The following is a 24,254-nucleotide window of genomic DNA, read 5'->3' as shown; positions in this document are numbered from 1 at the left end:
TCTGAAAAAGAGTCGAGCCGTTAATGAATAGGAGTTGGAGGAGCAGGCGTGCCCGATGATTGACCGTTAGACGTATTACCCGATGACGAACCGGGTTGAACAACAATGACGCCGTTGGTGCCGCCAGGAACCGTTACTACGCCTACCCCCGAAAAGTCATTACTAACCGATTTAGCCAGATTCAGCGCGTAAGGCGATGGAAAGGGCGGAATACCATTTTTCAGCGCGTATTCATCGACGTAGCGGTCGCCGGTGCCGTCTTTATTCGTTACGTCTGAAGCCAGTGTAGCGCCTGGTAGTAGTTTGAGATAAAAGCCAATAACCGAGCCCGGTTTGGTCAGTTGCCAGTAACTGCCGCTTTTAATTCGCGTAAATGTTTTGAAAAGCGTATTCACTTGTGCGCTGTTCGCTACTGAGCCCGTTGAAACAACTGAACCTACCACATCTATCGCACTAGACACTGCCTGACTGACAGCCCCCAAACTCTCATTTTTCTTGACTTCACTCAGCACCAGAGCCACACAGTCTTTGGCGGTGTCCCGAATCCGGTCTTTTCCCCGGCTGGGGTCGCTACCCTGAGAAGCCATATAGGTCATATTCGGATTGTATTGCGTAATAGACACTTCTCCCGAAGCCGTTGCTGCGCTGCTCAACCTATTCTGAAAGAAATAATTGCGATAGTCATCATTCAGCGAGAGAAAATCGTCTGTGTAGAAATCCAGATTCAACGATGTGGTAATACTCTTCATAAACTTTTCCCGACCAGCCTGACTCATGCTTTTAGGCTGCCCCGTTTGTGTGCCAACGGCCATATGATACTCGTAGGTTAGGCCTCCTGCCACGGCTAAAAGTTTATCGATTAGCGCTTTACGCTGTGGATACGCTTCATTGAGTGTACTGATCATTACATCGATATTGTCTTCCAGTCGTTCGACATAGGCTTTATATACGGGCGCATTCAAAAACATCATGCCATATTTTCCGGGCGTACTCACAAATGCCTGTCCGCCTAAAGTCATCGGCACCGTTTTTTGACTCATATCGTCCACGGTGATTGCGGTATTGGCAACCTTCGCCATATCCTGCTGACTCATCTTTAGGCTGTACTGAGCCAATCCTGCCGATGGATACACCAGGCTGATAATCAGCGAAAGTAGCCCGGTAATTCCGTAAGCCTGGAGTTGATTTTTCGTTTTCATTAGTTCTGCGTAATGCCTTTCAGGCTATTTTTTGAAATGGGTGTCTGAGCGTTATCGAAACCGCCCTGGTTGAAGAGGACTACCTGCCTCATCAGTTGCTCATAATCGACTGTAGCAGCAGTGGTATTAGCCGTCGTTTTGAACAAAATATTGCCATTACTCAACTGATAGCTCGACAGACCATTGATCAGGTTAACCATTGGTTTCACAAAATCGGCAAACCAGGGATTCGTTGTATCCAGCACTTTTTGAAGCACTAACGGGGGCAACGCGCTACCGTTAGGCAACTTCTTCCAAAGCAACTCGTAGCTATCAAAGCCTTCGGGATTTTGAACAGGAATGGTATATGCTTCGATATTATCCGTCCGAACGGTTTTCTGTTCAGCCGTCAGGAATGGGCTAGCTTTCAGTTTTTCGGCCAGTGTGTTATACTGGCTGGTCTGGAAATAATAGGTGTAAACGGGCTGTTCCAACTGGGTTTTTACATCGACTTCCTCGTCGCTCTTACCCTTGCCCAGCTTGATATCCGTCATCGACCCGGCCGACTGTCCGGTTACTTTTGCGCCGATGGCATTTCCCTGACTGCTGTTCCCGCTCTGTATAGTCTGATCAATGTAGGCCGAATTATACCCCTGCGCCAACCCATTCACAGCCGATACTTTACTGCCCAATACACCAGTCCCTGGCCCCAATCCGGGTTTAGATGAAGCTGTGGCATCGCTACCAAAGCCAAATTCGGCTTTCTGCCCACCCAAATACTTGTCTTCCAGATCTTTGCGAATTTTACCCTTCTGCTGAGCAATGATTTTCTTCTGTTCGGCCACCAGCGCATCGGTCGGTTCTCGGAAGATTTCGATGCGGTATAAGGTTTTCTTTTGCAGGAATGTAAGCGGGATACCGAAACGCAATAGCTTCCCGTCGAACTTGACACTGCTGTTCGTCCAGACACTGCTGGGGTCCTTTTTGTCGAACTTATTCCCTTTCAGCGCGGTATAACGCACACTGAGCTTGTAATATTTGTCGCTCTCAATTTTGTCGAGACAGCAGCCAAAATTACTGGCTAGTTCAACGTAACCGAAGATTCCGCCGTCGCCAATGGTGTAATACCGCTGTCCTTCGAACGGATAGGAGTACGCAACCGACGGTACCGCTCCATCCTGGCTGAGCGAACTAACACATTCGCCCGTTGTGAACGTGTACGATTTAGTTTGGAAAACCAGTTGATTTTTATACTGGTAGGGCTCATATTTATTCGTGCCCGTGTTCAATAAATTGACGGTTACAGTCAGCGATACGTTAAACTTAGCATTGGGTGGCAGTGTAGCATCGCGGAAGAACGTTACATTGAAGTTGCCACCTCCATCGGCATCATTACCGAAACGCAGCCGACCGCTGTTATCGAGCGCACAAGCCGGGTTTGTGGTACTTGCCTGCACCTGGGTAGTTACAAACGGATTGGCAGGTGTACCACTCGTGAAATCCAACCGGAATGTCCGGAAACTCGAAACAGGCTGTCTTGACTCAGGATCAACATCATTGATTTGAATCAAGGTCCGAACAGGGTAGCTGAATTCGGCATAATAAGGGGCGATGACCGATACATTCTTGCTGTTGTTTTCGGGCGTCATACCCGCAATGATGGGCAGATCGGCAAACGGATTGGGTTGTTCGAAAGCCGGTTTGCATTGCTCATCTTTGTTATACCACATCTCGAAAGTAGTACTGCCCTTGATGCGGCCACCCAAAGCCCGATAACGTAACAGAATGCTGCCATGTATCCAGATCGGATTCACCATACCCCCTTCGAGCAGGGCCGCAGCCTGTACCTTGAGGAGTTCCAGATAGCCCGAATAAATCCAGATGTCGATGTTGATACCGAGTGTCAGCGCCAGGTCGGCGTACATCTGACCATTGGCATACCAGCCATTAAAGCCTGGTATTTGTCCATTACCGCAGGGGGCCGTTACTTTTTGCAGAGCCAGATCAAAACCAAACGCGGCATGGAATTTGGCTTCAAAAGGTCCAAATGTAAACTTGTCGTCGGTAACAAAACCTGACCCGAAAGCTAACGCGTCGGTCCCGGCCAACTGACCGCCTTTGTAGCCCAGCGCAGTCAGATCAGCCGCCGACATACCCCAGGGTGGTGGCGGCAATACCGTCACGCCATCTGGTTTTAGGTTGTGGTACATCACAAAATACGACCCAAACGTAAGCGCCCCTAAACTCTTCACCTTGATAGAAAGCTTTACCCGTTCTGAACTGGCGAAGCAGTCATCGGCATTGCCACAGGGCGTTGCATCGGGTAGACCAATGAAGAAGTACCAATCACCAGGCTGCTCTTTGCTAAAATCCTGGTTTTGATCAGGATTACCCAGAGACGGTGGAAAAGAGACGTGTAAACCTAGATCCCCGTTCCCAGTCACACTCAATACGCCACCGGCAGGTTCATAGTGGAGGTTAAGCCCGAACTTGCTATCGAAATAACCATTGTCAAAATTGACATCGATATAGCCAACCCCTGTTGCCAGCGCTTTGTCGCGGTCAGGGCCAAACAGAGCCGCATCCAGGTCTAATCGTAAATCGCTTAAATGGAAGCCGTTATCGGTACTCACGGTTGCAGCCATTACCCCGTTCATATCGAGCAGGTCTTTGGTTTGCACCGTCACTTCTACGGCCACTTCAAACCCGTCGTGTTTCTGGCTGGGCGTGAACTTAACGGGTGCCCCTACTTTGGGTTTTCCATTAGCGTCGGTCTGGGTTTCCTTAATCATGTTGTGGAAAGCACCACCACCGAAAGCGGCCAGCGTTAGGGGCGTACCCGGAATGGGAACGGGCGCAGGCAGATCGGCTTTGCCGCCTACTTGCCAATATCGGAACCCATTGACCCGCCCAAAATAGCCTCCCAGCGAAAAGCCTGCGCCTAGTAATTTGACGTTCAGATCACCCTTGAAACCAGTACCATAGGGAGCCTCATTGTCGAAAAATTCCGCAGTGCCGTCGATTCGCATAAAGCTCAGATTCCCATGAATACCCACCGAATCGACCCCTACTTTATCGAAATCCCAGTCGGGGCGTTTGTTGGAACCGAATCCAATTTTAAACCGAACGTAAGGGGTAATGGCCGCGTGGATATTCCCTTCCATTAGTGTAATGTCGCCGGTGAATTTGAAATCGTATTTGCCTGTCTGCCCCTTTGTCTTATCCAGACTAACGCCCTTAATCGTAACCGGGAAACCTTCGTCGTCGGCAGCGGCCAGCAGCGATTTCTGGGGAGATGCAAACGAGGAATTAATGGAGCCAGACGTGAAATAGCTGGTCCCGTCAGGAGGGGAACTTTGCAGCTTCATGCCCATAATGGTCATGCCCGGCGACACGATTTTGGCATCCACACTCAGCTTGGCATTGAGCGTAACGGAGGCATTGAATGCTCCATCTTTATTTCCCTGATTGCCAACGGTGATATTTGTACCGTCGAGCACCGATAGTTTTGCTGCCCAAAGCTTTACATTGACATCTTCTTTTGGCGAAACGATCTGGAACTGGTACTTCAGGCCGCTGTTGGGTTTTTCATCTTTCGAGAGGGTGCAGGTGTAGGGCCAGATCGACGCCTTTTCCATCTTCTTCTCGTCGGGATTGTACTTAAAGATGGGCATAACAACGCGTCCGGCCAGCCGTGCATTCTTAAACTGACTCATCAGCAGGTTAAGCTTTAGAGTGTCGGCTGAGCAATACCAGCCATCCAGCGATCCTTCGCCCAGCGAAATAACCGGCGTGGCCATGAAGGCGCCCGTAAAGCCATTGTTATCGTAAATCAGGTTTTCGACGGACACCGTTGACGGCTTACCCTGGTTCAGCGACTTCAACACGGTTGTGGTCACTTTCAGCTTGGGGAAAAACAACCCTGTCCATTCAGGCCCTGGCTTCTGACCAGTCTGGGGATAATCGCTGGGCAACTTGGCCGTGTATTCATCAGGCGACTCTGACTGGTCGTAAATACCGGGCTTCCCATCCATCGAAAAGATGAAATCGCGGGAGAGTTTATCGACGTAAAAATCAGGAAATTCGACCGTAGCGGTCCAGTCGTTCAGATCGGCCTTTGGTGAGTCGTAGACCAACGTAAATGCTACGTCTTTATCCTTGTTCGCGCCGTTGGCTTCTTTTAGGCCGGGTGGTTTTAGGTCAGCGACAATATGGAACGTTTTGAAGTCCCAATTGGTCAGATTGACGTTTGTAATCTTCTTGAAATCCAGATTGTTTGCAGACTTATTATTGACGTCTGTAGTGGCTCCTTTCAGCGTCAACAGTTTGGATAAGGGCATATCCAGTCCCAGATAAAGCGTCATGTCGCCACAGATTGGCTTATCAGGACTCATGCATACTTTCGTTGCACTCAACGGAACGCCCCCAAACTGTGCGCTGGCAACTTTGAACCAGGTAACGGCATCGAAATACGCTTGAGCAGGCTCAAAGACCACATTGGTGACCGCCACGTCTACATGAGCGGTGTATACACCCAGCGGCATTTCCCAGCCAACACTGTTTTTCGAATTGGTAACACTTTCCTTTACCTGATCTTTTATGGCATCCAGCTTTTTACTGATACTACTTACGTCAGCTGGTTTCAGGTCAAGTGCACTGAAGTCGGGTTTGTCGTAACCGGGCAACAGGCTGGCGTTTTGTTGCAATAATCCACGAATTTTACCCGCAATGACTTGCCCACCCGAATTGCATTGCACCTTACTGAGCGACACCCGTAACTTAATGTACCCTCCGCCCACGTACGGAAGCTGCACGGTGCCCGTACCGTTAATTTTCTGTTCGCCATCCAACTGTACGCCTGCTAGATCGACCGTAAAACCAGCGACTGTTAATTGCTTCTTGCTGACGGCCGTCTGGTTATCAGCTACACTTCCGGTTGTGTTCGAAGGTGGGGTTTTGCAGTTACAATTGGTAATTTTCTGTTCGTAAGGCGTCGATGGAGCGGGGATTTTGTCGGCTATAGCGGTAGCGCCTGCTGGTGGCGTATCCTGTGCGTCCAGGCCGGGAATCGGCAAGATAACTGTAGGTTTCTGAACCAGTTCGAATCCTGGCTTCTGAGCTACTGCCGGTAAGCCAGTGCCATAGGTAAACGAACACACGGGACTTTTGCCGTCGTTCTGAAAATTTAGTTTACCCGAACGATCAATCGCCTGCACTCGCCAGGCGTATCGCTTACCGACCTGCAAAGGGGGCTGGGTTGGGCCATACAAAAACGTACTCGTTCGTAAATTCCGCACCTCGACGCCCGACTTGGGTAACGCAACCGCGTCGATAAATACGTTAGGGTCTACATTCGTTTGAGGTAATTCAACAATCCGTAAAGTGTATTCAACCGACGCGGGTGATACACCTGCGGGCGGTGTCCAGGTAAAGACAACGGCCTGTGGGTTTGTAGCCGTTACTTCCGCATCACAAAGGGGCGAAATCAGAATAGGCGGCTCCACTGATTTCACAACAATAGGAGCCGAGCAACCCAGCGGAAATTCGGAGGAAAGGGGCTGCCCAAAAGCAGTTACAGCCGTGTTGGTAGCCGATTCGTTGTAGGCCCGAATGCAAAGCTGGTACGTACCATCGGGCAAGGGTAACCCTCTAGATAACAGATTTTTATTGATACCCATCACCTCCACCTGATTCAGATCGAAAAGACCTTCCAGATCGTTTCGGGTAAGCAGCGTTTGGCCGGGTGGTATCGTAACGGGCCGGGGTGGACGGTAACTAGGCGAGGTTCGAATCTCGATGCCATTATCGCCCGTTAACTGACCCGTTAGCCGAACCTGATAACTCGTACGGCTGGTATTGATAATGAACACCCGCACCTGCTGACCAGCACCGGGATAATCCTGCAAATAGGCGCTATAAGGCGGCATAACGCTCACCTGAACTTGCAGAGGAAAGGTCTGCGAGAATGCAGGCTTAACCGCGAAGACTGCCAAGATAATCGCAAAGGTCACTAAGATTCTTTGCGCTCTTTGCGGTTTATCTGATTTAAAACGAGATTCCATAGCCAAGATTTCCTCTGAGTTCGTTGAAAGTCTGTTCCTGAATACCTGTATTTGAGTTCAGATAGTTGAGCGAGACGGTTAGTGTTTGCCGTTTGGCTACCTGATAGCCACCATTAGCCGAAACCGTTATGACCTTCCCCGTTATACCCGACTGCTGATTGACGAGGTAACTGGCGTTGAATGAGGTCGTTAGTTTTTTGTCGAGAAAGGATTGGGTAGCGCCAAGCGTCGGGCCGAAAAACCGGACGGTTTGGTTCGTATCGCCAACGGCAATGGGCAGTTGTGTCTGCGTGTACGACAGCATGCCGTTGAAGCCCCAGCCCGTGGTCGTTTGCTGATAGAAATAACCCAGATTCAGGTTGACGTTGTTATTTTCGGTCTGGTTAGCCGTGCTCGCGTTCAGATCACTCAGCTTTTGGTAGGTGGTCGTTAAGGTAAACACCTGCATAACATCTTCTTTTTGAATTGTATAGCGTGTATTTACCGTAGCCGATAGATTGTTCTGAGCTAATTTCAGGGTGTCGATAATAGGTCGAATTCCGGCTTGCTGACTGATGCCATAGTTAGACAGTTGTACGTCAATACCAAATTTAGTCGCCGGGTTATAGGAAGCGGTCAGAGAGCCAATAGTTCGCCCGGTGCGGGCACTTTTGTTATTGGCAAGGTTGTCATACTGAACCCCATAACTCCCCGACAAGCGAAGTTTCCCCTCCATTAGCGTGAGGTTTGGCGCAATGGCGTAGCTTTCAATATCACTCTGGAAATAATAAGCGCCCATCGTCTGGAAATTCGGATCGATGCGCTTGTATTGAAGTTTGATACCCGCCATCTGGCCCTTGTAACCAATAGATGCCTGGGTTGCCTGGGTAAGTTGAGTAGCGAGTCGAGGGGTAATCAGTTTGCCGAACAACCGTACGACCGGATTGCTTCCCTCTGTTTCTACTACAGAGCTTCGAACATCGCGCGTATAGGCGCTTACAGCTTCGTCCAGTTCAACCGTAATATGCTTCAAAATCAGCAATCGGGTAGTAAGACCAACTACCAGATTTTCGGCGGGGGCCACCGCTTGAGAGGTCGACTGGGGAACCGATGCAATAGAGGCCGAATCATCTTTGGCCCGAAGCATAATCAGGTCAACGTAATTCGTGGGTTTACCGTAGCCAATTTTTACGGCATAACCCGTTCGCTGATAGGCAGGAATAATATCGGGTTCGGCGATATTGGTGGAGATGGCTTTATTGAACCGGCCATAAACGGCCCCCAGCCGTAGCATACCAGGATTTAGTTCAACCCCACCGCCCAGAAAGGTATGACCAGCCAGCGTGAACGGTGAGAAGGATACGTTGCGGTAGCCCGCATGAACAGTAGCCCATTTATAGGTTGGCGAAACGCCAAACTGATTGAAAGGTTGCCGGAAGCTGCTGCCCTGATTTCCCAGCACAGCCGAAAATGGAAGGGAGATTCCGCCCGGTAATGTTACGGTTACTGAACCGCTTATCCCAAAAGGCGAAGTCTGGTTGCGGGCTTCGATACCAGTCGCCGTATAAAAGCCTGCGTAAGCATTTAGGCCACCAGATACCTTTACAGGCACCGATTTACTACTGGGTGAATCGGTCTGAGCCCACACTGGGCAACTCAGCCAAAACCCGAAAAGTAGAAGTAGTAGAGTTGAGCGCATTCTTTGACACAGATTTTACTCGAATATCTTGTATCAAAACTACTCAGCACTCGTGCGTGCATCAATCGGATAAATGTATGATAGGGAAACTACGCGAATACGCCAATCATACACAACTTACTGTTAATCAATATATTACCAAAACAAGAAAATTAACTAAGGATTGAATCAATACGTAGTTTTACCCAATACGGCGCGGTAGCCACTAGATAATCGCCGACCAGATAGTTCGCACGGTCAGGGCGAATAAAGAGAAACCAATGCCAAAAACAACAGACCAGGTAGTAATCCGAATAAGCTGATCAGCTAAACGAGGGCTAACTTTTGGGAGCGAGAACGAGAAGAAGAAAGCCGACAGAGGCAGTTGCAATGAGTACTTTTTAACAGACACGGTTAGTTCGTTTTTGAATTAAAGTTACAAGTTAGATGCGATCACAAAGAAAAAGTCACAGACGATTTTCATAAATGTAATTAGTACATATACGTAGGGTATAAATACTTAGATTCAACAACTAGTACTTTAATTTTATCTCAACGAAAAACACCTGTGAATCAATTAAATACCACAAATAATAGTGCTGCTACTCATCTTTCGCGTAGCTTTTAGGAGCCTTGAAAATCCCTAATTGAAAATAGCGCTGGCGACAAGATGAACATTGTAAGGCTCTGCCAGGAATAAGTTTCTGTAGTCCGACTCGATGAATGCGTCGAGCATCGATATTGCCGCAAGCAGGGCAGCTCATGGAGAATTGGAATGAGTTAAAGATGTTGATTGACAAGATACTATACTAATGAAGTGGATAAACAATCTATTCTGACGAATAGAACAAAAAAAGTAACAATATGTTAATTCAAATTTTCTTGGGCTATCCCTTCGAATAGTCGTAGGCCGTCCCTCCCATCGGCGTCGACACCATCAAAAACTTACCTGCATGCTCTGCACAACCGGATTGAGCACTTGCATGGCTGCCAAAGACGATAAAAATTCACTATCGCCCATCAGCTTGTTATAGGCTTTCTCCTGGGCAGGAGTCTGCGTGGCCGAAGGGCCAAGGCCTATTGCCAGAAACATCTTTTTATTGGATAGTCCTAGTTTGCCACCTTGCCAATTCGATACCATACCGCCATAATCCCAGGCGAAACCCCACAATTTAAACGGCTTTCCATTTCGCTGTTCCAGTTCCTTTAACGTAGTACCTATACGCAGACCGTCGACTGTGGCCCAACGCGTAGGCATAACATTTTTAAGTGGCTCGCCTTCGTCATCAGTAAGTTTCGGACGAATGAGGATCGTTTCGGGCTTTGTTCGTTTTTCGTCGGTATAAATGATCTGCACCTCATCTGAAGTGTCTTTATAAAGCGTTGTTCCTATAAATTCGGCACCTTCAGGCCCATATAAGGTATCGCCAGCCGTAACTACCGATGGGCCTAACAGCTTAATTAATTCAGCTTCGGACGTAGCTGATTTGATAGGCCCGACCTGCCTGCCCGGTATGATCAGAAAATCACTATTGGCCGTCTTTGTATTTTCATTAGCCTCCAACTTAGTGGCCTTGTCCGTTGAGACAGAGTCCGTTTTCGCTTGCTTGTCAGTTTGTTCGGTCGATGACGTTTTTGGCTGGCAAGCGCATAGTACAGCGGCTAACAGCAGTATTAGCAATGGGGTAGTAGGCATAGGTTAAACGAAAGCAGGCTAGGTGGAGAATGGTGTGGATAGAATTTGTAGCGGTCAATTCGAAGGATCGCCAGTAATGCTGGGCTGAATATCGATCCAGGCTTCTGCCCGATCGCGAAGGGGAGTCTGAACAGACATCGACATCTTGGTTGTCGTTACGTCATTTTCAAGATACACCTCGTGTGGCCCAATCATCAGTCCATCTTTTTTGCTATAAATCCACGACAGATCGAACGTCAGGATGGCCTGATCATTTATTCCGGCAGGCATGGCAACACTCGATAGTACGGTTGAAATCTCATCGGATGGTAAACAACTCGTGACTTTACACGTACGAACCTGATAGCCTTTGCTGACGGGGAAAGCGGGGGTGTTTCGGCGGGTAAAATACGCTTTTACGGTGTAGGTTATCTGTCCTCCCTGGCCGGCAGGAGCCGATTTTTTAGCCTTGTTGAATGGCAACGGCGTAATAGCAGGCTGCCCTTTCACGGGTTTTACCGTTCCCAGCAACGAGCCATCGTTTCCATAAAATTCCAGTTTATCGAACGAAAATTCACAGGCATAAGGCCGATCTTTCCCATTTGTCAGTTTGCAGGGAAGAAGAATTGGCGGAATCTTTTGCAGTTTCTTAGGATCGAACTTGATTGTCATACTGCCTGGCTTGGTCAGCGTGTATGATAGGGGCTTTTGTGCATATAAAGAGACTGATAGCGTCATTGCCATCAACAACAGCATTAGTTTCGTTTTCATTGGTAGATTCGTTAAGAGATGGAAAGAGCACTTACAAAACTGGTATAATCGACCGATTGTACCCGAGGTACGGGTGTTTTTTGTGGATATGTTGATAACTCTACGAACTTATCCACACCACTACAGGGCTTTACCAAAGTAGATTCTGTTGATTCTACCAGATTCCATTGATGGTATTCTACCGATAATCAATAACTAAATCGTCAATTAGAATCAAAAGAAGCTCCAGAATCTAAATTGGAAGAGTACTTGGCTATTTGAACAACCCTGTTTTTAGCGCTTTCGCTACCGCTTCGGACTTGGAGTTGACGTGCAGTTTTTCGTAGATATTGACAATGTGCGTGCGAACCGTACCCATACTGATACCACAGTGGTGCGCAATCAGCTTGTAGCTGTCGCCTTCCACGAGTCGCTGTAGTACTTCTTTTTCTTTGTCAGTGAGCAGGAAGTTATCGGCCTTGGGTTGCCGAAATGCCTCCAGTACTTTCAGAGCAATGGACGGCGTCATGGCTGCTCCCCCATTCATCACTTCACGAATGGCATCCATGATCTTATCGGCGGGCGTTTTCTTCAATAAATAGCCTACAGCCCCGGCCGAGACAGCCGCAAAAATGCGTTCCACGTCTTCAAACACAGTCAGCATCAGAATTTTGGGTCGGGTTGTCTGCTGACGAATAAGTTTAACGGCTTCAATACCCGTCCGACCAGGCATATCAATATCCATCAGAATTACATCGGGTTGATTCATCAGAACAGCCTCAACAGCCTGGAGGGCATTCGGATACTGCCCAGTCACAATCAGGTCGTCGCTTGCGTCGAAAATCAGGGCGAGTGTTTCCCGAAGCGAGTCATTATCATCGAAAATAGAAATGCGGATCATAAGCTATGTAGGCTCTGGCTGCTTATCTGGCAAAAATAGGGCAACTTCGAATACCGATAAATCGGATAAACGTATGACCTCTACGAACTAACTACCAATTGAAGGCGCGTGCCCTGACCCGGCGACGACTGAATTTCTAACGACCCACCCACCGATTTGGCGCGCTGCTTCATGCTGTCCTGCCCCGTTCGTTCGCTGGGCTGGTCCGGATCAAATCCTCGGCCATTGTCCTGAATCACGACCTGGAGCTGACTATTTTTTCGCTCAAAACGAACCGTTGCCTGTGTAGCCCCAGAGTATTTAACCAGATTATTAATAGCCTCTTTCCCAATCAAATACAGGTTTCGGCGCACATCCATTGAGATGGGTGCTTCTTCCAAAGCAGCATCGATCTGGAACGAGCATTGAATATTTTTCGACTCCATCAATGGCTGCGCATATTCCTGCAATCGCAGAACAATCCGATGCAGGGAGTCGTTGCCGGGGTTAATGGTCCAGATGATTTCATCAATCGATTCGAGAATCTGGCGTGCGTCGGTATAGATTTTCTGAACCATTTTCTGGGCCGTTTCGGGTCGGTTCTGACTCAGCAACGTATCGGTATGGCCACTCAGCATCGAAATACTACTGAGTGTACTACCTACCTCGTCGTGAAGATCATGGGCAATCTGTTTACGCAACTGCTGCGCTTCTTCGAGCCGTTGGAGCCGAGATCGGTTGAGTAACCAGGCGCTCACGCTGGCTCCCAATAAAAGCAGAAGCACACCACCGGCAATCAGCACATTGGTTCGGAAGCGAGTACGCTCATGCTCCTGCTGATTGAGTTTGGCTTGCTGCTGAAGGAGTTTAATTTGGGCTTCTTTCTTTTCCGTTTCGTATTTGACCATCAATCGTTGTACTTCGGCTGTAGTACGAATAGTTGTCGTAGAATCCATACGTTGGTTTCGTTCGAGCTGGAAAACATAGGCCTGCTGGAAGTCCTTCATGCCACCGTACAGATCGGCCAGGCCCTGCGTATAGATGGCTATTTTCGTATTGTCCTCCAGTTCATTAGCCAGGGCCAGCGCCTTTTTCATGTTCTGCTCCGCCAGCTTATAGTCTTTAAGATCTTCATACACCTGCCCCAGATTGAAATAATCGGTAGCCATCGCCCCTTTACTTTCCTGCTTCTTATTGAGAACCAAAGCTTGCTCTATGGGGCGTTTTGCCTCCTCAAATCGTTTGGCCTCTCGTAAAACTAAGCCCGTATTAACTAAAATGTCCGCCTGTAATAGCTCTGATTCAGACTCTTTCGCGTGTTTAAGCGCTATCCGGTAGTAGGCTAATGCTTTATCGTATTGGTTCAGATCATCATAGCATCTGCCGATATTCTGCTCGGCAATGGCCATACCGTAAGGGTATTTTAAATTCTGGTTCAGTACGAGTGCCTGCTGAAAATACCCAATGGCTTCGCGGGGTCGCTTCGTTTCTTTCAGGGCAAGGCCAACGCCGTTGTATGTATTCTCATTGCGGGGCAGGATGTTATACTGCTCCTGCATTCTGAGCGAACGCAGTGAAATTTCGAGGGCTTTTTCGTGCTGATTCACTTGGCGATAAGCCGTTCCGATATTCGTCATAGCATTGGCCAGGGTGCGCGGAGGGAGCTTATTGGTCTCAGCAATAGCCAGGGCTTTCTGCAAATACTCCAGCGTTTGTTGTCCTTTGCCCAACAGATAATAATTGGCCCCTAAAAAGGTATTAGCCTGATAGATACCCCGACCGAAATTCAATTTAATTGCTAATATTTCGGCTACGCGAAGCAACGAATCGGCCCTGTCATAATTGGCTCTTGCCTTGGTAGTCAGATTCCCCAATCGAAGCAACGCATTCACATAGTTTGTATCGGTTGGCGTATGCGACTGCACATAGGTTTCGAGCGAATCGAGCGATTTGGGTAGTTGTGCATGAACGATATCAATACTGGCGAAGGTCAGTAAGAATGTGATCAGCCGTAAAGAGTAAAGCGATTTCATTTATTTCAAATTCAGATTTAGGTTTAGGCTTTTCGCTGGGAGCCGTGCCACAGTTAGCCAAAAGAAACCGTGGCACGGCTCTCAGCGAAAGACCTAAAATCGTATTTCATCCGGCAATAGCGGTTGTTAGCACGAGTCGAGTTCCTCGCTCGGGAGCCGATTGAACATCCAGCGACCCTCCCATCGCTTCGGCGCGTTGTTTCATGCTGGTTTGGCCCGTACGTTCTCGGGACTGTGTTACATCAAAACCGCGCCCATTGTCCTCAATCAACACCTCAAGCTGGTTATCCCGTCGCGCAAATCGAACCGTGGCCTGCGTGGCTTCGGAGTACTTAACCAAATTATTAATAGCCTCTTTTCCAATCAGATATAAACTCCGACGAACTTCCATAGAAATAGGGATATCAGCTAATTCGGGATCGGTCTGAAACGAGAAGCTAATGTCTTTCGACTCCATCAGCGGTTGCGCATATTCCTGAAGCCGCAACGCAATTCGCTGCAAGGAGTCGTTTCCGGGGTTGATCGTCCAGATAATCTCGTCCATAGCTTCCAGAATCTGACGCGCATCGGTATTAATTTTCTGGATGGCACGTTCAACCGCTTCAGGTCGTTTTTGGGCAATAAGGCTATTAACCATTCCGCTAAGCAGCGAGATGCTACTCAGCGTACTGCCTACTTCGTCGTGCAAATCGTGCGCAATTTGCCTGCGTAAACGCTGGGCTTCCTCAAGTCGCCGGAGTCGGGAGCGATTCAGCAACCACGCGCTCACAGCTCCCCCTAACAAAAGCAACATGGTGCCGCCAATGAGCAGGGCGTTCCGTTGAAAGCGCTGGCGAATCAGCTCTTCGTTATGAAGCTGGGCCTGCTGATGAAGTAGTTTAATTTGGGCTTCCTTTTTCTCGCTTTCGTAGTGCGCAATTAGCCGTTGAACTTCAGCGCTGGTCTGCACAGAAATAAGTGAATCCTTACGGTTGTTCTTTTCGAGTTGAAAGGCGTAGGCCTGCTGAAAATCTTTCGCTCCACCGTAGAAATCGGCCAGGCCCTGCGTATAGTTCGCAATTTGCTCTTTATTGCCCCGCTCTTTCGCCAGATCCAGTGCTTTTTTAAGATTCGCTTCGGCAGGTTTATAGTCCTTCAGTTCTTCATAAATCTGACCCAGATTGAAATAAGCCGTTGCCATTGTTGCTTTGTTCTCCTGCTTGCGGCCAATAGCCAACGATTGTGTTACAAACGGTATTCCTTCTTTGGGATGATTCGATAGTTTTAGGGCTAAACCGATATTAACCAGAATATCAGCCTGTAACAGCTCAAATTCAACTTCTTTCGCATGCTTTAGAGCCAATTTGTAGGAAGCCAACGACTTGTCATATTGCTTCAGCCCATCATAGCAAATACCTATGTTGTTTTCGATAATGGCTGCGCCACTGATGTTTTTTCCAGCATGCATCAAGGCTAAAGCCTGCCGGTAATAGGTAAGTGCTTCGTTGAATTTGTTAAGCTCCCGGAGTGCGCTACCGATGCCGCCGTAGGTAGTAGCAATTCGTGGTTGAACGTTATACTGCTCCTGAAGCCGCAATGAACGGAGTTGCATCGTTATGACTTTCTCGTACTGCTGTAGCTTACTCAAAGCCGCAGCCACGTTCGATATAGCCCCACAAATAAACCTGGGGCTGAGTTTATACTGTTCGGCCGTTGTCAACGCTTTCTGAAAGTATTCTACGGCCAGCGGTTGCCGATCGGTCAGGTAATAAATTGATCCTCGATTGGTATAAGCTTTGGCCAGTCCCATGCCATACTGGAGCCTGGTCGCGATCTGCTCCGATACCTGTAATATAGAATCAGCCTTAGCGTAATCTGGATTAGCCACCGAATGGAGTTCGCGCCCTAGTACGTTCAGCGCCCGGACGTAGTTTGTATCCTGAACCGTATGGTTTTTCAGATAGACCCGCACCGAATCGAGTGAATTAGGTACTTGTGCTAACGCCGTAAAGGATACGCCAACTAGTAACTTAATAACGGATAAGATGACCAGATAACTGTATTTCATATCTTCCATGGAGTCAATCCCCTAAATATTAGTGAATTATTGAACAAATGAAAATTCAGTTAGGCATCGGTCATCTAGCCACTATGAAGAGTAACCGTTTAATTAAAAATCTAAAAAAAATAGGCAGACATTTGTTTACTAAACAGTGTTCAGTAAGTTTGCATCGTTAATTAACAAACCAATGGGTATCACAGAGCGGAAAGAACGGGAGCGGGAAGAAATGCGGCAGTTAATTCTGGATGGCGCACAAAAGCTTTTTCTGGCCAATGGCTTCGAGAAGGTTAGCATCCGGAACATTGCCGACGAAATTGAGTACAGTCCAGCCACGATTTACCTGTATTTTAAAGATAAAAACCAGTTGCTTTTTGCACTTCACCAGCGCGGTTTTGTCAAAATGATTGGCGAGTTCATGCCTTTACAGTTGCTGACAGACCCGTTTGAGAAGTTGGTCGAAATGGGCCGGGCTTATATCCGGTTTGCGGTTGAGAATCCAGAATTGTTCGACCTGATGTTCATCATGACGGCTCCAATGGACACGCTCGATAAAGAAGATTGGGTAGAAGGCGATCAGGCATTTGGGCTGCTCATGAGCATTGTCCAGGAGTGCATGGATGCCGGTATTTTTCAGAAACACGATGTTCAGTCAACGGCGATGATGATCTGGAGCGGGATTCATGGCTATACCGCTCTGTTTCTACGGAAACGATTAGGCATGATTCCAGAATGCGACCGTCAATCGGTTATGGATGATGCGTTTAACCTGTTTTGCGAAACGTTACGGCGAGGGTTATAATGGGTGGAGGTAGGTGGCGTCGGTTACTTATAACCGACGCAGTGAGGTTTCTCAAAACCGAACCAGTAATATCAACGAGGTTTTAAGAAACCTCGCAATGTCAGGTTTAAGAACCTGACACCACCAATCATAATAAGCTTCCCTATTTTTTTGACCATACACTAAACACTGTTTATTAATTGATAAGCGATTATGAGACTTAGTTATAAGCATATCCGCTATTTGAGCCTGCTTATCCCGTTTTCGGTAGTGGCCCAGCCCGCTCCGTCAAGCCAATCAACGATTTTAGATGGTTATGTTCGGGAAGGTTTGGCAAACAATCTGGCGCTTCGGCAGGAGTCGCTGGAAATTAGCCGTGTTACGGAATCGCTCAATCAGGCAAAATCGTTGTTTTATCCCCGTATTGCCTTTAACCCAACTTATTCGCTGGCGGCTGGTGGTCGACGGTTGGAATTCCCGGTGGGTGATTTGCTCAATCCAGCCTACAAAACGCTGAACCAGCTTATTGGTGCGGACAAGTTTCCGACGAACATCGAAAATGTGAACCAATTGCTGGCTCCCAACAACTTCCACGACACGAAGTTCACGGTTCAGTATTCGATCTTCAACACCGATATTCAGTACAACTATTTGATTCAGAAACAGCTCGTTTCGGCGCAGGAAGCTCGCAAACGCGTTGTTGAAAACGAACTTCGGTATAATATTGCCACTGCCTATTACCAATATCTGCAAACACTCGACGCTATTCGAATTTTTGAGAACTCCCGTCAGCTATTAACCGGGCTGGCACGTTTGAACGAGAAATTTGTCAGCAATAACGTAGCGACAAAAGAGGTTGTTACATCAGCACGTTACGAAATCAGTAAGGTTGATCAGCAACTAGCCGTAGCTCAGAAAAATCGGGAAGCTGCTCGCGCTTACTTCAATTTTCTACTCAATCGGGAGCTGACAACGGCTGTTGATGTCGACTCCACCCTCACCAAAATTCTGCCTGAATCGAAAGAAAATCTGACCGAGTTACAACAAACAGCCCTGCATAGTCGGCAGGAACTGAATCAGTTAGGTGGCTCATTACAGGCCGCCCAAACGCTGGTCAAACTGAACGAAGCCAACGCTAAAATCCCCAATGTATATGTGGGCGGTAATGCGGGTTTCCAGGGATACGGCTACACGTTCCAGAATCAGGCGTATATGGTTGCGCAAGTTGGCCTTCAATGGGATTTATTTCGAGGCTACGAAAAACGCTCGAAAATTCAACAGGCCAAGATTCAGACCAACGCCCTCCAAACGCGTATGGCCGAGGTTCAGCGGCAAATTCAACTTCAGGTGTTGCAGGCTTATTACGACCTCAATGCCGCTACCGAGAGTTTAGCCGCCACCCAGAGTGGCATGGTCAACGCCGACCAGACGTTTCGGGTCATCGACAGCAAATACCGCAACGGACAGTCGTTGTTGATTGAGTATCTGCGGTATCAGAATGACCAATTAACGGCACAATTGCAGCACTCGTTGGCTCGCACAGACGTACTCGTCAAACGGGCTGCTTTGGATCGGGCGGTGGCGGTTGGGCAGTGATTAATCATGAATGGATAATGATTAAGGGACAATGAATAATTTCAGCTCGTTAGTATGATACCTGCTATCACAAACTCCATCATTTTGCTGGTAGTCAGCGGCATCCATGTTTACTGGGCCCTTGGCGGCAACTGGGGCTTACGGGAATCTCTGCCTGAACGAAACGGCACAAAAATGCTTCGGCCGGGCCGGTTCATTACCTTCATTGTGGCTATTATTTTCAGCGGGATGGCTCTTTTTTATCTCTATAAAATTGGCCACTTCCCTTCGATCAATTCACTAATACCGACCTGGTTAAGCCAATACGGTCTCTGGATATTAGCCATTATTTTTCTTATACGTGCCCTCGGCGACTTTCGTTATGTCGGCTTTTTCAAACGAATACGCAACAGCCGTTTCGCGGATTTAGACACAAAGTTTTACTCACCACTGTGTTTGCTGCTGAGTGCAAACACATTCCTATTGATTTTTTCCCTATCAAAATCATGAAAGAATCTTACAACTCTTTTGCATTAGCGATAGAGGTATCAATTACCCAAAGCGGCTAAACACTGGCATTAACGATCAATCCAATTGTAATCCTGAATATTGCCTTGTTCGAATAGCAGTTTGATTTTTTCGACAAATGGCAGAACCATCTCATATTGATTATCAAGCGTATCCAGAACAATTAGCTTGACATTCCATTTGCGATAATTCTGTTGATAACTCAGATTCTTATCTGCTGTAACGAGGTATTCGATACCGTCCCGGTTCATTGCCTGAAGCAGTTCACCATTACGTAGCGAATGCCAGCCTTTTTCAGGAACAGTGCTAACCTCATAATCTTCGCCAAAGCGGTACTTAAGTTTTTTGGGTAGGTTTTCGTCTAGGAGCAGTTTAGGCACGTGCAACAGAATTAAGCGTTACAGTTGATTCGGCCAGATCTAAAACAGCGAGCGCCTGTTCGTATTTAACCGATGGAAAATCATCAATAAACTCGATCACGGTATGACCACCTTTTACATAATCGAACAAATTCTTAACTGGGACTCGTGTGTTAAAAAAAACGGGGGTTCCACTCTGAATATCCGGGTGTATGGTGATAAGTTGATTCATGGTCGAAAGCATTAATGTCCAATACACTTAGAAACAGCGACAACTTAGCAAAAGTGTCCTAGCAAACAAATAAGCGCATGAAACTATCACAAATAGTGTACTCTATTTTAGTTGCCGTCGTGCTCTGGTCATGTGGCAGTAAAGCCAGCACAGACGAAAAAACCACCGCCACTGCACCCGAAGATGCGGTCGTTCCAATCAAATTATCGCCGGTAAGCACCGTTGTACGGGCTGAGCCTGTTGTGGCATCGGGTCTGGTTTCTTCGGCGCAGGAGGTACGCTTATCGTTCAAAATTGGTGGCATCATCAACCGTATGTTTGTCGAAGAAGGGCAATCGGTTCGGAAAGGGCAGCTCCTAGCCACGCTCGATCTAACCGAAATCAATGCACAGGTGAGTCAGGCACAACTGGCGAATGAGAAAGCAGAGCGTGATCTGGGCCGCGTTAAAAGTCTATATGCCGATACTGCCGCCACACTAGAGCAACTTCAGAATGCCACGACAGGCACCAACGTAGCCAAACAAAATCTGACCATTGCCCGATTCAACCAAAGTTACGCGCAGATTCATTCGACAGTTGATGGGACCGTAATCCGTAAAATTGCCAATGCGGGCGAGCTGATCTCAGCAGGGGCATCTGTTTACCAGATTTCATCAAATCGCCCGAGCGATTGGGTTGTGCGCGTGGGCGTATCTGACAAAGACTGGGCGCGACTCCGGTTGGGCAACCGTGCCAGTATCACCCTCGACGCTTACCCCGATCGCACATTTACCGGTACCGTTAGCGAGCTAGCCCAGGCTGCCGATCCAGCCAACAAGCTTTATGAGGTGGAAGTCCGAATTAATCCCGGTGGGGTAAAACTTGCACCCGGTCTGTTTGCGAAAGTAACCCTCGTTCCGGCCCAAAGCCGTAGTTACACCTTAGTCCCCATCGAAGCAATTGTAGAAGGAAATGGCAAAGAAGGGTTTGTCTATCTATTGGCCGATGACAACCGGAGCGCCGGACCGTTACACGTCCGCAAAGTGCCGATCCAAATTGGCTTTATCGATGGCGATAAAGTACTAATAACGAACGGGTTACCTGGTGTAAAAGACGTAGTCACCGGCGGATCGGCATATCTGACAGAAGAATCAAGCGTAGTTGTGAAATAACCATTTAAACACGGAGTACACAGAGTACAAACAGAGAAACACGGAATCCTCAGTGACCTCCGTGAAGCCCTCCGTGATCTCTGTGTTTAGAAAAAACTATGAACTTATCCGAATTTTCCGTTAAAAACTGGCAGTTTATGTTGGTGCTGTTTCTGGGCGTAGCCGCCCTGGGCATCAACTCACTGCTCAATATGCCACGGGGCGAAGACCCCGAATTTACGGCACCTAGTTTTGCCGTAGCGGTCATTTATCCCGGCACCGATGCGCTTGATATGGAAAAGCTGGTGGTTGATCCGGGAGAAGCCCGGTTCAATGCACTGGAGAACATGAACCACGTGATTACCAACGTGGATGATGGTCTGGCCGTGTTCCGACTTGATTACGATTACGGTGTCGATCCAGAAGAAAAATACCAGGAAATTATCCGGGAAGTAAACGCGCTGAAGGCCGAGCTACCTTCGGATATTTACCGGATCGATATAAAGAAATTTTCGCCAACCGACGTCAGTATTGTACAGGTAGCGCTGCTGTCGGAAGTGGCTTCTTCCAAAGAGTTAGGTGAGTATGCCGACAAACTGAAAGAAGACTTTGAGAAAGTAAAAAGCCTGAAAAATGCCGAAGACTGGGGCTATCCGGCATCGGTGGTCCGGGTATCGCTGAACATTGAAAAAATGGCTCAGAATGGCGTGGCCGTAAACCGGGTATTGGGTGCCATTCAGGCAGAAAATCTGAATATTCCGGGCGGCAATATTCAGGCCGGTACGCGGAAATTCAACGTTAAAACCGCTGGTGACTACCAATCGCTCGACGAAATCCGGAATACAATTGTTTCGACCAACGGCCAGAAAATCATCTATTTACGTGACGTAGCCGACGTTGATTTTAATTACGAAGACGAAACGTACATCACACGTCTGAATGGCCACCGGGCTGTTCTTGTAACAGCAGGTCAAAAAACGGGCGAAAACATTGCCAAAGTTGGTGAGCAGTTGAATCCCGTTATCGATCGGTTTGCAAAAACACTACCTCCACACATTACGCTCGTTAAAAATTTCGACCAGACGGTTAGCGTCAACAAACGACTCGCCCATTTTGTACAGGATTTTGGTCTGGCCATTCTGCTTGTTTCGCTTACCCTGCTCCCACTCGGTTTCCGGGCTGCCATCGTCGTCATGATCTCGATTCCACTATCGCTGGCAATTGGCTTAGCGGGTCTCGACTTTCTTGGATTCAGTATCAACCAGTTAAGTATCGTCGGGCTGATTGTTGCCCTGGGTATTCTGGTCGATGACTCCATCGTGGTTGTCGAAAATATCGAGCGTTATCTCCGTGATGGGTATTCAAAACGGGAAGCCGCGATTAAGGCCACTGGCCAAATTACATTGGCCGTTATTGGCTGTACTGTTACGCTGATTCTCGCATTCTTGCCACTCTTGTTTTTGCCCGAAGCTTCTGGCGATTTCATACGTTCATTGCCGATGGCGGTCGTAACGACGATTCTGGCGTCGTTGCTGGTATCGCTGACGATTGTTCCTTTTTTGTCGAGCCGGATTTTAAAGGAGTCTCATAATCCAGAAGGAAACATCTTCATGCGTGCACTCAAAAAAGTCATCAGCGGTTCCTACAGTCGCCTGTTGCACTGGGGCTTACGTCACCCAGTCGTTACGCTGCTGGTAGCGGGGGTGTTGTTTACAGGCGCTTTATACATGTTTAAAATTGTGGGTTTCGCGCTGTTTCCAGCTTCCGAAAAACCGCAGTTTCTGATCAATATCGATACACCCGATGGCACCAGTTTATCAGAAACCGACCGGGTAGCCCGTTACGTGGAAGGCGTTCTGAAAAAAGAGCCCGACGTTAAATACGTTACCACAAACGTGGGCCGGGGCCAGCCGCGTATTTATTACAACATCATTCAACGGAACGAATCGCCCAATTATGCTCAGTTTTACGTGCAATTGGTGGATGTAGAACCTGCTGAAAAGCGCGTATTGATCGATAAGTTGCGCGAGCGATTCAAATTCTATCCGAACGCAAAAATTGAAGTAAAAGACTTTGAGCAAGGTCCCGATCAGGAAGCTCCAGTAGCCATTCGCGTATTTGGCGAAAACCTCGACACCCTGAAAGTGATGGCTGCCCGGGTTGAAACTGCCTTCAAACAAACGCCCGGTCTGATTTACGTCAACAACCCGTTATCCAGCCAGAAAACCGATTTGCGGGTACGCATCAACAAAGAGAAAGCAGGCCTGTTAGGCATTTCCATTGCCGATGTGAACCGCACTATCCGGCTCGCTATTGCAGGTCTGAACGTGGGTACCTTTAAAGAGCCCAATGGCGACGATTACACCATCAACGTAACCCTTCCCAAAGGCAAAGTAGCTGACCAGCATGTTTTGAGCAATCTGTATGTCAATACGTTAACGGGATCAGCAGTACCGTTGCGCCAGATTGCCGATCTCGAATTTGAGAGTAGCATGAACCAGATTCGCCACTACGATAAAGACCGTTATGTGACGATCACCGGCTTTGTAAAAACGGGCTATCTGGTCGATAATGTATTCAACGGGGTGTTATCAAAACTCGACAAAATGAAATTCCCGACGGGTTTCAGCTATAAAGCGGCTGGTGAGCTGGAAAGCCGTGAGAAATCATTCGGTGGTTTAGGTACCATTATTCTCATCACCATTTTTGGGTTCATTGCCGTTCTGGTGCTGGAATTTGGCACCTTTAAAAGCACGTTGATTGTGCTATCGGTAATTCCGCTAGGTGTCATTGGCGCAGTGCTGGCCCTGTATTTCACTGGCAATCCGTTCTCGTTCGTAGCGGTTATTGGGTTGATTGCCTTGATTGGTATCGAAGTTAAAAACTCTATTCTCCTGGTTGATTTCACCAACCATCTACGCGAAGAAGGCATGTCGTTAATCGACGCGATTCAGGAAGCGGGCGAAATCCGATTTGTGCCTATTGTACTCACCTCATTGACGGCCATTGGTGGCCTGATCCCGCTGGCTATCGAAGGAAACCCGCTCTATTCGCCACTCGCCTGGGTAATTATTGGCGGTCTGATTTCCAGCACGTTGCTATCACGCATTGTTACGCCTGTGTTGTATAAGTTGTTGCCACCGGGTGTTGTTGTAAAATCGGTCCCAGCGAAGGAACCGGAGATGGCGTAAGATCAGACTTGTACCCTTCTCGCATGTCGGTTTTAAGAAACCGGCATGCGAGGTTTCTTAAAACCCATTCTATATGGCGTTCGGTTTTGAGAAACCTCACGTGTCAGCTATAAGTACCGCGCGGGCGTTCCCGCTGACATCAATAGAAGGCAGTTTGAGCAGGTTATAATCAATCTGAGAAATAT

General features: G+C 47.9%; 16 protein-coding genes. 5 read left to right on the top strand and 11 right to left on the bottom strand.

Going from position 1 to position 24,254, the window contains the following annotated elements:
- Positions 1-20: 20 nt before the first annotated feature.
- The 9 genes from H3H32_RS34110 to H3H32_RS34070 all read right to left on the bottom strand — a co-directional run bounded on the left by H3H32_RS34110 (position 21) and on the right by H3H32_RS34070 (position 16,282).
- Positions 21-1,199: a hypothetical protein gene (locus H3H32_RS34110; protein WP_182460165.1), complete on the bottom strand. Its 1,179-nt coding sequence runs from the start codon at positions 1,197-1,199 to the stop codon at positions 21-23.
- Positions 1,199-7,171, bottom strand: coding sequence for a hypothetical protein (locus tag H3H32_RS34105; protein WP_182460164.1), 5,973 nt, complete (start codon positions 7,169-7,171; stop codon positions 1,199-1,201). The genes H3H32_RS34110 and H3H32_RS34105 overlap by 1 nt, the downstream gene beginning before the upstream one ends.
- A 52-nt stretch (positions 7,172-7,223) precedes the next feature.
- Positions 7,224-8,918 (bottom strand): hypothetical protein, encoded by a 1,695-nt coding sequence (locus tag H3H32_RS34100; RefSeq protein ID WP_182460163.1) that lies wholly within the window; start codon positions 8,916-8,918, stop codon positions 7,224-7,226.
- Between the two features lie 205 nt (positions 8,919-9,123).
- Complete coding sequence (locus tag H3H32_RS34095; RefSeq protein ID WP_182460162.1) at positions 9,124-9,309, bottom strand: hypothetical protein; 186 nt, start codon at positions 9,307-9,309, stop codon at positions 9,124-9,126.
- 525 nt (positions 9,310-9,834) lie between these two features.
- Positions 9,835-10,593, bottom strand: a complete 759-nt coding sequence (locus tag H3H32_RS34090; RefSeq protein ID WP_182460161.1) for a hypothetical protein — start codon at positions 10,591-10,593, stop codon at positions 9,835-9,837.
- Between the two features lie 54 nt (positions 10,594-10,647).
- Positions 10,648-11,343 (bottom strand): hypothetical protein, encoded by a 696-nt coding sequence (locus tag H3H32_RS34085; protein ID WP_182460160.1) that lies wholly within the window; start codon positions 11,341-11,343, stop codon positions 10,648-10,650.
- A gap of 253 nt (positions 11,344-11,596) precedes the next feature.
- Positions 11,597-12,223 (bottom strand): response regulator transcription factor, encoded by a 627-nt coding sequence (locus tag H3H32_RS34080; RefSeq protein ID WP_182460159.1) that lies wholly within the window; start codon positions 12,221-12,223, stop codon positions 11,597-11,599.
- A gap of 80 nt (positions 12,224-12,303) precedes the next feature.
- A complete protein-coding gene (locus tag H3H32_RS34075) occupies positions 12,304-14,235 on the bottom strand; it encodes a tetratricopeptide repeat-containing sensor histidine kinase (RefSeq protein ID WP_182460158.1) in 1,932 nt (643 codons plus the stop codon).
- 106 nt (positions 14,236-14,341) lie between these two features.
- Positions 14,342-16,282 carry a tetratricopeptide repeat-containing sensor histidine kinase gene (locus H3H32_RS34070; RefSeq protein WP_240543576.1) on the bottom strand — a complete coding sequence of 647 codons (1,941 nt, stop codon included), beginning with the start codon at positions 16,280-16,282 and terminating at the stop codon, positions 14,342-14,344.
- Between the two features lie 181 nt (positions 16,283-16,463).
- On the opposite strand from H3H32_RS34070, the gene H3H32_RS34065 reads away from it, so the two are divergent.
- The 3 genes from H3H32_RS34065 (at position 16,464) to H3H32_RS34055 (ending at position 19,139) form a co-directional block, all read left to right on the top strand.
- Entirely contained in the window at positions 16,464-17,075 is a 612-nt protein-coding gene (locus H3H32_RS34065) for a TetR/AcrR family transcriptional regulator (protein WP_182460156.1), read from the top strand.
- A gap of 192 nt (positions 17,076-17,267) precedes the next feature.
- The gene (locus H3H32_RS34060; protein WP_182460155.1) at positions 17,268-18,650 is read left to right on the top strand and encodes a TolC family protein; all 1,383 of its coding nucleotides are present in this window, start codon (positions 17,268-17,270) and stop codon (positions 18,648-18,650) included.
- Positions 18,651-18,704: 54 nt separating this feature from the next.
- Complete coding sequence (locus tag H3H32_RS34055; RefSeq protein WP_182460154.1) at positions 18,705-19,139, top strand: DUF3995 domain-containing protein; 435 nt, start codon at positions 18,705-18,707, stop codon at positions 19,137-19,139.
- A gap of 68 nt (positions 19,140-19,207) precedes the next feature.
- Here the strand turns inward: H3H32_RS34055 and H3H32_RS34050 are convergent, their stop codons facing one another.
- Together H3H32_RS34050 and H3H32_RS34045 are read right to left on the bottom strand one after the other, a co-directional pair.
- Positions 19,208-19,537 carry a hypothetical protein gene (locus tag H3H32_RS34050; protein ID WP_182460153.1) on the bottom strand — a complete coding sequence of 110 codons (330 nt, stop codon included), beginning with the start codon at positions 19,535-19,537 and terminating at the stop codon, positions 19,208-19,210.
- Entirely contained in the window at positions 19,530-19,748 is a 219-nt protein-coding gene (locus H3H32_RS34045; protein WP_182460152.1) for a DUF433 domain-containing protein, read from the bottom strand. Before H3H32_RS34045 ends, H3H32_RS34050 begins: the two co-directional genes overlap by 8 nt.
- 77 nt (positions 19,749-19,825) lie before the next feature.
- Between H3H32_RS34045 and H3H32_RS34040 the strand changes: the two genes are divergently transcribed.
- Together H3H32_RS34040 and H3H32_RS34035 are read left to right on the top strand one after the other, a co-directional pair.
- Positions 19,826-20,899 carry an efflux RND transporter periplasmic adaptor subunit gene (locus H3H32_RS34040; RefSeq protein ID WP_182460151.1) on the top strand — a complete coding sequence of 358 codons (1,074 nt, stop codon included), beginning with the start codon at positions 19,826-19,828 and terminating at the stop codon, positions 20,897-20,899.
- 98 nt (positions 20,900-20,997) lie between these two features.
- Positions 20,998-24,069: an efflux RND transporter permease subunit gene (locus H3H32_RS34035; protein ID WP_182460150.1), complete on the top strand. Its 3,072-nt coding sequence runs from the start codon at positions 20,998-21,000 to the stop codon at positions 24,067-24,069.
- The last annotated feature ends 185 nt before the right edge of the window (positions 24,070-24,254 follow it).

Source organism: Spirosoma foliorum (assembly GCF_014117325.1).
GTDB lineage: Bacteria > Bacteroidota > Bacteroidia > Cytophagales > Spirosomataceae > Spirosoma > Spirosoma foliorum.
The sequence above is the reverse complement of the archived record's forward strand: the minus strand, read 5'-3'. Positions and strand labels throughout refer to the sequence as shown.